The sequence below is a fragment of the Fodinicola feengrottensis genome (assembly GCF_039530045.1).
GTDB classification, from domain to species: domain Bacteria; phylum Actinomycetota; class Actinomycetes; order Mycobacteriales; family HKI-0501; genus Fodinicola; species Fodinicola feengrottensis.
This window is the reverse complement of record NZ_BAAANY010000037.1, coordinates 41,790-54,596: the sequence shown is the minus strand read 5'-3', so window position 1 is coordinate 54,596 and position 12,807 is coordinate 41,790. Positions and strand designations below refer to the sequence as shown.

Sequence of the window (12,807 nt, the reverse complement as noted above, 5' to 3'; positions counted from 1 at the left end):
ACCCTCGCCGGCAGCCCAGACACGCGTCTGACACGGCCCTGACACCGCTCCACGGTCAAGAAGCGAGCGTGACCTTGACCAGTTCACTCAAGGTGGCCTGTGCGCCTTCCAAGGTCGCCTCGGCGAACCGGGTGTCACCGAGTCGATCCCGCGCGGCCCGCTCGATGCGGGCCGCGTCCGGCTGGGAACGGTCCGGCAGTCCACGTACTCCGGTGCTCGCCGCCAGCAGCCGCGCGGCCTGTTCGTACTGCTGATCACGCAACGCCAGATCCGCGATCCCGATGACGACCTGGGCGATCAGGGCAGGACTGCGCCCCTCGGTCGCCGACTGGAACGCGGAGGCTCGGTGTTCGCGGGCCTCGGCCAGATCCTCGGCCAGATAGCCGAGAAGGTCATGTGTCATCGCGTGGAAGGATTCCCGTGCGACGGCGTCACCCAGCATTTCGGTCGCGACGCCGAGCTGCCGGTACGCCTGCTCGGCGTCGCCGCGCCAATGAGCCAGCTCCGCTTTCGCGATGGCCAGCTCAGCCAGCGCGTTCGGCCAGGCGACCCGGACGGCATACCGTTGCGCCTCGGCCATCGCGGCCGCGCTGGACTCCTCATCGCCGGACAACCAATACAACTGGGCCTGCCGCGATCGCATCGGCACCACATCCTCGATGGCGCCGACCTCGGTGACGACCGCGATCGCCTGCTCGTAAAGCTCGCACGCGCCGCCGAACTCGCCCCGCATGGCGATGCGATTCGCCAGTTCCGTCAGGGCGAACGCCATTCCCCACCGCTCGCCCAGCGTCCGGAACTCGGTCAGGGCCAACTCCAGATACGGCTCCGCGTTCTGAACGTCCTGACCCAGCAGGATCCGCATCCTGCCCAGTTGCAGCCGAGCCAGGGCGCGCACCCAGGCGTCCTGGTCGTCCAGCAGCGATTCCCACGTGGTCAGGTACGCATCGGGCCCCTGCAGCGTGTATTGCAGCGCCGCGACCAGCCGTACGACCGGGTGATCGACCCGCACCCGATGACTGATCTCGTGCACCTTGCCAATCCACTCCGCCGCCCGCCGTTCGTCCGCCCGACCCGAGGTCAGGACCGCCGCGACCAGTCCGTACGCGATGGCCCGAATCTCGTCGCCGACCTCGCCGGGCGTGCTGGTGGCGGCCAGCAGCAGCTCGTTGCCCTCCGCCTTGTGGCCAGCCAGCCACCAGTACCAGCCAGCGGCGGCGACGAGCCGCATCGCGCCGGCTCCGTCGCCGGCCGCGACCGCGGCCCGTACCGCGGCGGCGATGTTGTCGTGCTCGACCTCCAGGGCGGCGAGCCATTCCAGCTGCTCGGCGCGGCGCAGGTGCGGCTCAGCGGTTTCCGCGAGCTCAGTGCAATACCCGAGGTGAGCGCGCCGCGCCGAGTCCGACTCACCGGCCTCGGTCAACCGCTGGCTCGCGTATTCCTTGATGGTGCCCAGCAAGCGATACCGCGGAGCGCCCTCGCCCGCGGTGACCACCAGCGATTTCTCGGTCAACGCGGTGAGCAGCTCAAGCACCTCCCCCGCTCCAGCGCAGACCCGCTCGGCCGCCTCCAGGCTCGCGCCACCGGAGAACACCGCGAGCCGGCGCAGGACGACCCGCTCCGCGTCGGTGAGCAGCTCCCAACTCCAGTCGACCATCGCGCGCAGGGTCCGATGCCGCGGCAGCGCCGTACGGCTGCCGCCGGTCAGCAGTCGAAACCGGTCGGCGAGGCGGTGCGCGAGCTGGTCGAGGGACATGGTGCGCAACCTGGCCGCGGCCAACTCGATGGCCAGCGGCATCCCGTCCAGCGCCCGGCAAACACGCGCCAAGGTCGACAACGTTTCCTCGTCGGTAGCGAGATCGTTGCGGATGGCACTGGCCCGGTCCAGCAGCAGTCGTACGGCCGGCGCGGCCGCGATCTGCGTGGGGTCGGCGTCCTGCGCTGGTACGACCAAGGGCGCGACCGGCCACAATGCCTCGCCGGTAATGCCGAGGGGTTCTCGGCTCGTCGCGAGGATCCGCAGCCTTGGGCACTCTCCGAGCACTCGATGGGCGAAAGCCGCCGCGGATTCGATCACATGCTCGCAGTTGTCCAGGACCAGCACCAACGCCCGCTCGTGGAGCGCGGCGATGACCCGTTCGATCGGCTCCGCGTCGGACGGATCGCCCAGCAGCGCCTCGCGCAGCTTGAGCGCGTCGAGCGTCGCCTGGGCCACGTCTCCGCCGGCACCGATGGCCGCGAGCTCGACCAGCCAGGCCCCATCGGGTGAGTCGCCCAGCCGGGTACGCGCGGTTTCGGTGGCCAGCCTGGTCTTTCCGGAGCCGCCCGGCCCGATCAAAGTGGTGAGCCGGTGGTCGGCGACGAGGTCGCGGACCGCCCGGATGTCAGCGTCTTTGCCGACGAAACTGGTCAGCTCGGCGCGCAGGTTGGTTTTCCAGGTTTGCGCTGGCCGTGCCAGCTCACCGCGCAGCAACGCGACATGCAGTTCGGAAAGCTCCGGTGACGGGTCGACACCCAGCGTGTCGGCCAGGCTTTCCCTCGTACGCTGGTAAATCTCCAGCGCCTCATTGTCGCGACCAGCGGCGGCGAGGGCCCGCATCAAAGCGCCAACCAGGCGTTCCCGGGCCGGATGCGCGGCCACCAGGTCGATGAGCTCGGCGACCAGCTCGACACCTTGACCAAGGCCGATCTCCGCGTCGAACCGGTCCTCGATGGCGGTCAGGCGGAGCCTGTCGAGCCGGGTGACCGCCGCGTCGAAAGGTGCGCTTTCCAGCAGGCCGATGTCCTGCATAGCCGCCCCGCGCCACAACGCGAGAGCCTCGCGCAGCCGCCGTGGATCCTGGTCCTCGCGCGCCTGGCCGACGAGGCGTTCGAACCGTACGGCATCGACGGCGTCGGGTTCCACGGTCAACCGGTAGCCATTCGACTGTCCCTCTATCACCGCGTCCGGCAGTGCCTTGCGCAGCCGGGAAACCAGGCGTTGCAAGGCATTCGCCGCATCGGCGGGCGGGTGCTCGCCCCAAATCCAGTCGACCAGCCTCGCCTTGGGGACGACGTGACCGGGCTCCAGCGCGAGGGCGACCAACAGCCCGCGCAACCGGGCGCCCGGCACGTCGGCGAAGACGCCGTCGCCAGTACGAACCTCGAACGGCCCCAGCATCCCGATGTGCACCCGTGAAACTTTAGGCCGTGTCCTAGGCCACGCCGAATCCGTACGTCGTCTTCGTCGCGTAAACCTGCCCGGGCCGCAGCACGGTGCTGGGGAACGAGGGCTGGTTGGGCGAGTCCGGGTAGTGCTGCGTTTCCAGCGTGAACGCGTCACCCTGGCGGTAGGTCCGTCCGGTGAGACCGGTGAACGCGCCATTGAGGAAATTGCCGGAGTAGATCTGCACGCCCGGCTGATCGGTGGTGCAGGTCAGCCACCGCCCGGATGCCGGGTCGTACGCGCGAACGACCTGACGGGAGGTTTTTCCGCCGTGGTAGCCGTTGAGCACCCAGTTGTGGTCGTAGCCGGGGCCGATCAGGATCTGCGGGTGGCCGACGCGTACGTCCTTGCCGATCGGCTTGGCCTGCCGGAAGTCGAAAGGCGTGCCGCCGACCGTGGGCAGGTCGCCGGTGGGGATCAGGTTGACGTCGACCGGGGTGAAAGCGTTGGCGTTCACCTCCAGGATCTGGCCTTCGACGGTGCCCGAGCCCTCGCCCGCGAGGTTGAAATACGCGTGGTTGGTGAGGTTGACGATCGTCGGCTTGTCGGTCGTCGCGTGGTACCCGATGGTCAGCTCGTTGGCCGAGTTCAGCGTGTATTCGACCGTGGTGTCCAGGTTTCCGGGGAAACCCATCTCGCCATCGACGCTGACGTAGTGAAAACTCACGCCGACCCGGGAGGTTTCCTTGATGACGGTGGCTTTCCAGACCTTCTTGTCGAACCCGATCGGGCCACCGTGCAACGCGTTTTCGCCATTGTTGATGGGAATCTGGTACGACTTGCCGTCGATGCTGAACTTGCCCTTGGCGATCCGGTTGCCGTAACGACCAATGGTGGCGCCGAAGTACGGGCTTTCGGCGATGTAGTTGGCGAGCGTGGGCAGGCCGAGCAGGATGCTCTGTCGGTGGCCGTGCCGATCCCCGAAAGTGATCGTCTGCAGGGTCGCGCCGTACGTGAGCATCTGCACCTGGACACCATGCGCGGAGCCAAAGGTGTAGCGCTCGACCGCCACCCCGTCGGTAGTGCTGCCAAAAGGCTCGGAGCTGATCGACAGCTTTCCGCCCGTTGGCAGCGCGGACGACGACGGGATGGCGGTCGCCGCGGCGGCCGGTGTCGACCCCATCATGGCTGCCACTCCTCCCACTCCGAGGGCACCGGCTCCCAGCATCACGGCACGACGCGACACGTCAGTCATGGACGTCTTCCCATCTGAAGATTGGTGGCCGGCCCCGCCGGGGTCAGCCCTTGATGCCCGTCTGGGCCACGCCCTCGACGAGATAGCGCTGCAGGAAAAGGAAAACCAGCACGAGCGGCAGAATAGAGACGGCCGCGCCGAGGAACACCTCGTGCAGGTTGATGGTCTGGGCGGTGATGAAGCTGGAAAGCGCCACCTGCACCGTCCACGAAGATGGGTCCTGGCCGATCACCAGCGGCCACAGGAAGGAGTTCCAGGCGGCGATAAACGTGATGACCGCGATCGCCGCGTAGAACTGCAGCGAGTTCGGGAACACGATCCGCCAGAACGTCCCCCAGTAGCTCAGCCCGTCCACTCGGGCCGCGTCCTCCAACTCCACCGGGAAATTCAGGAAAAACTGGCGGAACAGGAAAGCCACGAACCCGGAGAACAGCCCCGGGATGATCAGGCCACGCAGGTCCGACACCCACCCGAGCGACGACACCAGCACGAAACTGGGCACGAACGTGACCGCGCTGGGAATCATCAGGGTGACCAGCACAGAATAGAAGACTTTGTTCGCGTGCTTGTACGGAATCCGGGCCAGGCCGTAACCGGCCATCGAGCCGAGCAGCAACTGCCCAGCGGTCTGTACGACCGCGATCAGCCCGGAGTTGAGCAGCGCGTGCCCCATCGGCACCGACGGGTCGGAGAACAGCTCTCCCAGGTTTTCCCAGTGCAGGCTGGACGGGAAGAACGTCCAGTTGGGCGACGTGATGTCGTGCTCGGAAGACAGCCCGTTGCGCAGGATCAAATAGTACGGCAGCAGGAAAAGCACGGCCGCGATCACCAGCACGGTGTAACGCAGCACCGTGCCCAGCACGCCCCGGACACTGCCGCTCTGGCCGACCGCGCCGACCGGTTTGGGCGCCAGCAGAGAAAAGGCCATTAGTCCGACGCCCTTCCGAATCCAAGGACACGCGCCTGGAAAATGGTGACCACCGCGATCAGGACGGCCAGGATCAGCGCGCCGGCGCTGCCGTGCCCGTAGTCCTGGCTGGCCCCCAGCGCCGTGTAATAGAGATAAACCAGTGGCGGTCGCGCGTACGGCACATTGCCGAGCAGGTTGTAGAACTCGTCAAATGCCTGGTATGCGTTGATAAGGTTCAAGATCAGCACAGCGACGGTGGCCGTACGCAACCCCGGCAATGTCACGTTGACGAAGGTCTGCCAGCCCGGCTTGGCTCCATCGACGTAAGCGGCCTCGTAGAGGTTGCTCGGGATCTGCTGCAGACCGGCCAGCAGCAGGATCATGTAGAAACCGACCTGCAGCCACAGCCGGGCGGTCACGATCACCGGCCAATACCAGGGAAAGCCACCGGTCGCGGACAACCACGGAATCGGGTCGGCGCCGAAGGTGGCGATCAGCGTGTTCGCCAACCCGAACCGAACCCCGTTGAAAATCGACAGCTTCCAGACCAGCGAGCCGACCACGTACGAACAGGCCGCCGGAATGAAGATGACGGACCGGAAGAACGTACGCGCGAACCGGGCCCGGTTGATCAGCACCGCGAGCCCGAGCGCCAGCAAATACGTGGTGGGCACGATGAAAATCGCGAACAGCGTGAAAGTCCCCAGGCTGGACAGGAAAGCGCTGTCCGTGAGCATGTCGACATAGTTCTTGATGCCCACGAAGACATCCGGCACGACGGTGTTCTGGGCCCGGAAGAAGCTCAGGACCAGGCTCCACACGATCGGCACGTAAATGAAGATCGCGAGGCCCACCAGGAACGGTCCGACGAACAGCCAGAACGCGCCCGTACGCCCGCGCACCTGCCGGTTCTTGCGGCGCACCGGCGCCTTCCGAGCGGCAGACCGGGCCGCTGGCGCGACTGTCGAGGTCTGCGTTTCACTCACCCGAAGAGCCTCTTCAGCTCCGACTGGACGATCCCGTCGGCAGTTCCGAGGGCGGCCTTGGGGTCGGCGCCGGACCGCAGGATCTTGTTGCCGGCGTCGGACACCGCGGTGGCCATTTTCGGGGTGAAGGCGATGTCATCGACGATGCCGAACTGGCCGGCCAGCTTCACCGCGTCGGCGGCCTGACCCGTCTGAAGCTTGGTCGCCTTCGTCGCCACACTCTTGCGCGGCGGGATGTGGAAGCCGTAGTCCAGCGACCACTCCTCCTGGTATTGGGTCTGGTCGATCCACAGCCACTTCACGAACTTCTTCGCCGCGTCAACGTTTTTACCCTTGGCGTTGACGAAAGTCGACCAACCGCCGTTGTAGACGACCTGCTTGCCCTGGGCGCCGATGGACGGGATGGCCATCACCCCGAAGTCGTCGCCAAAGGCCTGCTTGATCTGCGGCAGGGCCCACAGGCCGCACCATTGAATGGCGACCAGTTCCTGGATGAACGCGCTCGGGTCGGTCCACTCGGTCGGCGCGCTCTGCAGCACGGAGCCGCTGGTGTAGAGCTCCCGCAGCTTGGTGAAGGCGGCAATGACCTCCGGGGTGAGCAGATTCGACTTGTGGTCCGCCGAAACGACTGAGGTCCCCGCCGCGGCGAGATACGGCGCGATGTGATCGACCACGAAGTTCTGGCTGCCGAAATAGACACCCTTGGTCTTGCTGTTGGTGAGTTTCTTCGCGCCCGCGATCAGCTCGTCGAAGGTGGTCGGCGGCTGCACGCCGGCCTTTTGGAACATGCTCTTGCGGTAGTAAAGGAACTGCGGGTCATCAATCATCTTGATGCCGTAGATCTTGCCTTCGTACGTGTTGAGCTTGACATCCGCGTCAGTGAAATCATCCTTGACCGAGGCGAAAATATCGTCCAGCGGCGCGAGCTGACCAGTCTTGATCAGCTCGATGTTGAGCTGGTCCTCGAAAACATCGGGCGCACTGCTGGAAAGCAGGCCACTGGCGAGCTTGCTCCCATAGTCGCCCGGAACCCACTGCACGGTGACGGCCGCGTCCTTGTACGCCTTGGCGAACTTCAGCGCGGCCTGCTGCGTGCCCTTTTCACCGTACTGGTGATACCACTGCTGGAGGCTGCCGGCGCCACTGCTCGCGCGGCCCGAGTTCGAACCGCAGGCGGCCATCGAGGCGCCGGCCGCGCCGGCGACGGCCATCCCGCCGACGGCCCGCAGGAAGGACCGGCGACTGAAGCCGCCCAGCGGCGTTGAGTCTGACATTTTGCGATGACCTCCGTGGGTGATGCAGGGGCTTGGCGTACGGGAAGCCAGCTGGCAGCGAGCCGGCGTCGGTGAAGTTGGCTGTCGGATGCTATCCGGGGGTGGGCGCGACGGCCCACGGATGTCGGCGTCTTCGCCGGCGCGTGCGAGAGCGGCAGGACTCTTCACTCGCCGATCGCCGCACCCTCACCGCCTCGCCACCGGAACACGTACTGAGATCGGCATCACTCTGACGTATGGCGACAACGTTGTAAAGAGTTTGCTTCTGGTGTCTTGACTACCGTGAGAGTCACCAACCCCGCAAGGACCGACAATTATCGGCGGAAACCGACAAAAATCAACATCACCGCTCGGTGATCTCAGCCAGCTCCGGCTCGTCCACCGATTCCTGCCCCGGCCGGCCCAGCATGAACCACGCCGCCACCGCCGCTACCAGCAACAACACCGCGCCGAACCCGGCCGCCAACTGCAACCCGCTGACGAACGCCGTACGAGCGGAGGCGGCCAACGCCGCGCCCATCGCGGCTGGCAGGTGCGCGGCCTCTGACAACGCTCCGCCGACCGAGTCACCGGCGGTGATCGGGTCAGCACCAGCCGGTACGACGATTTGTGCGCGGTAAACAGCCGTGAGGATCGTTCCCAACAGGGCGATCCCCAGAGCCGTACCCAGCTCGTACGCCATCTCCGAGACCGCCGACGCGGCGCCGGCCTTCTCCTTGCGAACACTGCTCAGGATCAGGTCCGCGGTCACTGTGGTGGACACGCCAGCGCCCAGCCCGAGCACCACCATGATCACAGCGATCTGCAGGTAAGGCGTGTTGGCGGTGAGTACGACGATGCCAGCGAGGCCCAGCCCGACCATCGCCAGCGCGGCCGGCACCACGACCCGTGGGGACAGCGCGGCAGCCAGCCGGCCGGCGCACAGCGCTCCCACCGCGGCGGCCGCCACCGCCGGGATTTCCCGCAGGCCCGCCTGCAGTGGCGAATATCCCTGGACCAGCTGGAAAAACTGGGACACGAAGAACGCCACCGCGGTCAGGCCGACGATGGTCAGCAGGTCGGCGAGCACCGCGCCGGAGAACCGCGCGTTCGCGAAGAGCCGCAGGTCCACCAGCGGCGACTCGAGCTGTTTCTGTCGCCGGCCGAACAAGACCAAGGCGACCGCTCCGGCGACTCCAGCGATCCACGCGAACGGCTGCGCCGGCCCGTACGCGGCGATTTCCTTGATCGCGTAAACGACACCGACCACGCCGACCATGGACAGCCCGACGCTGGGCAGGTCCCACCGGCCCGGATGCGGGTCGCGGGACTCCGGCAGCACCTTCGCGCCGATCACCACCAGCAGCACCATCACCGGGATGTTGATCAGGAACACCGAGCCCCACCAGAAGTGGTCGAGCAGCAGCCCACCCACCAGCGGGCCGACGGCCGCGCCGGCCGAGGCCGCCGAGCCCCAGATGCCAATCGCCAGCGACCGCTGCTTCGGGTCGGTAAAGATGTTGCGTATCAACGAAAGCGTCGACGGCATCAGGGTCGCACCGGCCACCCCGAGCAGCACCCGGGCGGCGATGAGAACGCCGGCGGTCGGTGCGTACGCGGCCGGGATGGATGCGAGGCCGAAGCCGACGGCCCCGATCAGCAGCAGCTTCTTGCGGCCGATCCGGTCGCCGAGGGTGCCCATCGTGACCAGCAGACCGGCGAGCACGAAGGAATACGCGTCGCCAATCCACAGCACCTCGGTGGCGGTAGGGCGCAGGTCCTCGGTGAGGTGCGGCAGCGCGAGCCCCAGCACAGTCGCGTCGATCGAGATCAGCAGGACCGCGAGCGTGAGCACGCCCAACGCGGTCCAGCGGCGAGCCGCCGTCATCGTTCGTTCTCCCCTACTCCAGCTAACAACGTCTGTTCCGTCACCAGTCCCACGTCCCGGCTGGCCAGCCGGCCCTGCTGCGCGGCCTGCGCGGCACCGCCGAGCAGCGAGTAGAACGCCTCGGTCATCCACATCGCGGACAGATCCACCCGAAACACGCCCTCGCGTTGACCGCGTTGGAAAAGCTCGGTGATCACCTGGTCCAACTCGGCACCCTGCGCATACACCTCATCGATCGACTGCTCGCGATAAAGCAGGTTGAACAGGTCCGCGACCGGTACGAGCTCGACGATCACCCGTTTCAGCGCCTCCCGCGCATCGCCCCGCGCCGGCTCGGCGACCTCCAGCGCCGCCTTGCCGCGGCGAAGGCTCAGCTCCGCCAACTCCCGTACCAACGCCCCGCGCCCGTCCACCAACCGATGCAGGCTCGCCCGACTGATGCCAGCGGCCCGCGCCACCTCCGCCATCGACGCCCCGGCATTGCGTACGAGCAACCCCGCCGCCGCCATCAACACCGCGTCCCGATCAATCGTCACGAGACTTAACACTATCACCTGAGACATTTCTGTCTCGCGAGGGCGCTAGTGCCGATTGCTCTGGCTCTCCAGGAAATGGACGAGTGCGCGGATAGTGGTGCCAGTGGCTCCGGTGGGGATGTGTCCGTACGGAGAGCCGGAGTTGTACGAGGGGCCGGCGATGTCGAGATGTGCCCACGGGATGCTCGGCGGGATGAATCGGGACAGGAACTCGGCGCCGCGGAGCATGCCGCCGGAGGTGTCCGGATTCCAGTTCGCGAGGTCCGCGACAGGTGATTCCAGTTGTGCCGCGATCTCCTCTGGTCTTGGCATCGGCCAGATCGGCTCCCCGGCGTGGCGGCCAGCGGCGGCGAGGGCGTCGGTGACGTGGTGGTGTCCCATCGCGCCGGCGGTGCGTCGACCCAGCGCGATGCGTTGGGCACCGGTCAGGCTCGCGACGGTGAGCACCTGGTCAGGCGCGTCTTCGCAGGCGCGTGCGACGGCGTCGGCCAGCACCAGCCGGCCCTCGGCGTCCGTGTTGCGTACTTCGACGTGGAGGCCGTTGCGCATGGCGAGGATGTCGCCTGGCCGGTAGGAGGCACCGCCGACCATGTTTTCGGCGAGTGGCAGGTATGCGGTGATGTCGAGCGGAAGGCGCAGTGCCGCCGCCACCGTGACGGTCGCGAGGACGGTCGCGGCGCCGACCATGTCCTTTTTCTGCTCCAGCAGGCCGTCCCGCGACTTGAGGGTCAGGCCGCCGGAGTCGTACGTGATCCCTTTGCCGATCAGGGCGATCGACCGGACCGGGTCCGCACCGGACCAGCGGAGCCGCACCAGCCGGGGCGGCCGGGTCGACCCGGCGCCGACCGCGACGATGCCGCCGTACCCGCCGTCGGCGAGGTCGGTCTCGTCGAGGACGCTGCCGGTCAGGCCGGCTTCCTCGGCGGTGGCGAGCGCGAGGTCGGCGAAGGAGCCCGGGTCGAGGTCGTTGGGTGGCGTGTTCACCCAGTCCCTGGCCTGATTCACCGCGGCGGCGAGCAGACTCGCTCGGGCAACCGCCGGTTCGTGGTTACCGGGCACGAGCAGGACGACTTCGCGCACCGGCCGCGACCGGGCCGACGGCTGCCGATAGCGGTCGAATTGGTACGCGCCAAGCAACGCGCCTTCGGCGACCGCCTGCACGTCGTACGCGGTGGCTGACGCGGCCAGCAGGCTGAGCCCAACGCGACCGCGGCCGGCCAGTGCTCGTACGGCCGCACCGGCCGCTCGCCGCAGGGTTTCCGGCTCGGTGGGCGGATCGCCCAGGCCAACGGCAACGACCAACGGGACGGGGCTGGCGGCATCGGCGGGAACCAGGGTGACCTCGCCGGGTGCTCCCGTGGCGCCCAGAATCTCAAGCAGGTGACACAGCCGACCACCGCACGGCTGGTCCGCCGGCTCTGATCCGGCCGCCGGTACGGCACCGGCGTACACCCCGACGGCGAGCGCGTCGACGTCCGCTGACGTACCCACCAACAGCTTGGTCACTGCCGCGCTCCCGCCATCGAAGCAGCAGCCACGTCGGTCAGCGCGGAGTCCAGGATCGTCAAAGCCTCGTCGATCTCCTGGGCGGACACCGTGAGCGGCGGCGCGAGTCGCAGGGTGTTGCCTTCCCGGATGCCGGGTCGCAGGCCGCCGACGATCAGGCCCCGCTCCAGGCAGGCCACCGAAACAGCGGCGGCCAGTTCGGGAGTCTCGCCGCCCCCATCCTTGTCGCTGTCCACGATCTCCAGACCGGCGATCAGTCCGATGCCGCGAGCGTCGCCGGCGAGTCGGTGCCGGGCCGTCAGCTCACGCAGCCCATCCATTAACCGCCGCCCCATCCGTTCGGCGTTTCCGGGCAGGTCCTCGGTTTCCATCACGTCGAGGTTGGCGAGTGCGACCGCGCACTGGAAAGGGTCACCCTGGTGGGAGGCGGACTGCACGAACCCTTTTGCCAGAGCGGCCGCGGCGATTTCCCTGCTGGTGATCACCGCCGCCGCTGGCACCCCACCGCCGAGCGCCTTCGAGGTGACGACGATGTCCGGTACGACCTCGGTGTGCTCGAAAGCAAACCAGCGACCGGTCCGGCCCAGGCCGGTCAAGGCCTCATCAGCGATCAGCAGGGCGCCTCGCTCGTCGCAGAACCGGCGAACCTCGCGGGCCCAGTCGGCCGGGACCGGGATGATGCCGCCAGCGCCCTGGATGAATTCCACGATGACGGCGGCGGGTTCGCCGGAGCTGGCTCGGTCGATCATCTCCACCGAGTGTCGCCAGCACCGCTGGTCGCAGGTGCCGCAGGCGAACGGGCACCGGTACGCGTACGGGGTGTCGATGTGGACGATGCCCGGCATTTGAGGTCCGGCGCCCCGCCGCATCCGCCGGGTGGCGGAGGACAGGCCGTAGGCCGAGGCCGTACGACCGTGGTAGCCGCGGGCCAGCGCCACCACCTCGAACCGTCCGGTGACCAGCTTGGCGATCCGCAGCGCGGTCTCGTTCGCCTCCGAACCGGTGCTGCAGAAGAAAGTCACCCCGAGTGGGTCGGGGGCGAGCGCGGCCAGCCGCTCGGCGAGCTGGATCCGGGCCGGAGTGGTGAACCGGTTGCCGATCTGCATGAGGACAGTCGCCTGCCGGCTGATCGCCTCGGTCACCGACGGGTGTGAATGGCCGGTGTTCATGCAGAACTGCCCGGCCTCGAAGTCGAGGAATCGCCGGCCGTCGACGTCCCACAACTCGCAGCCGCGGCCGCGTTCCAAGACCAGCGGAGGTGCGTACGGAGACTGGGCGACGACCTCACGGTCGCGTTTCAACCACTGCGAAGAACTCATGTCCCAAAC

9 protein-coding genes are annotated in these 12,807 nt (G+C 67.4%); all 9 read right to left on the bottom strand.

Translation table 11 applies throughout. The annotated features are described in order from the left end of the window. Positions 1 to 55: 55 nt before the first annotated feature. Positions 56 to 3,172: an AfsR/SARP family transcriptional regulator gene (locus ABD301_RS35290; protein ID WP_344314513.1), complete on the bottom strand. Its 3,117-nt coding sequence runs from the start codon at positions 3,170 to 3,172 to the stop codon at positions 56 to 58. A gap of 22 nt (positions 3,173 to 3,194) precedes the next feature. Further along, on the bottom strand, positions 3,195 to 4,400 hold the full coding sequence (locus tag ABD301_RS35285) for an aldose epimerase family protein (protein WP_344314512.1): 1,206 nt from the start codon (positions 4,398 to 4,400) through the stop codon (positions 3,195 to 3,197). A gap of 43 nt (positions 4,401 to 4,443) precedes the next feature. Continuing rightward, positions 4,444 to 5,328 (bottom strand): carbohydrate ABC transporter permease, encoded by an 885-nt coding sequence (locus ABD301_RS35280; protein ID WP_344314511.1) that lies wholly within the window; start codon positions 5,326 to 5,328, stop codon positions 4,444 to 4,446. Next, positions 5,328 to 6,296, bottom strand: a complete 969-nt coding sequence (locus ABD301_RS35275; RefSeq protein ID WP_279583075.1) for a carbohydrate ABC transporter permease — start codon at positions 6,294 to 6,296, stop codon at positions 5,328 to 5,330. Before ABD301_RS35275 ends, ABD301_RS35280 begins: the two co-directional genes overlap by 1 nt. After that, positions 6,293 to 7,570, bottom strand: a complete 1,278-nt coding sequence (locus ABD301_RS35270; protein WP_344314510.1) for an ABC transporter substrate-binding protein — start codon at positions 7,568 to 7,570, stop codon at positions 6,293 to 6,295. Before ABD301_RS35270 ends, ABD301_RS35275 begins: the two co-directional genes overlap by 4 nt. Positions 7,571 to 7,913: 343 nt before the next feature. Next, entirely contained in the window at positions 7,914 to 9,437 is a 1,524-nt protein-coding gene (locus ABD301_RS35265) for an MFS transporter (protein ID WP_344314509.1), read from the bottom strand. After that, positions 9,434 to 9,973 (bottom strand): TetR/AcrR family transcriptional regulator, encoded by a 540-nt coding sequence (locus tag ABD301_RS35260; RefSeq protein WP_344314508.1) that lies wholly within the window; start codon positions 9,971 to 9,973, stop codon positions 9,434 to 9,436. The genes ABD301_RS35265 and ABD301_RS35260 overlap by 4 nt, the downstream gene beginning before the upstream one ends. Before the next feature lie 45 nt (positions 9,974 to 10,018). Continuing rightward, complete coding sequence (locus ABD301_RS35255; RefSeq protein WP_344314507.1) at positions 10,019 to 11,479, bottom strand: leucyl aminopeptidase; 1,461 nt, start codon at positions 11,477 to 11,479, stop codon at positions 10,019 to 10,021. Beyond that, entirely contained in the window at positions 11,476 to 12,798 is a 1,323-nt protein-coding gene (locus ABD301_RS35250) for an aspartate aminotransferase family protein (protein WP_344314506.1), read from the bottom strand. Before ABD301_RS35250 ends, ABD301_RS35255 begins: the two co-directional genes overlap by 4 nt. Positions 12,799 to 12,807 lie beyond the last annotated feature (9 nt).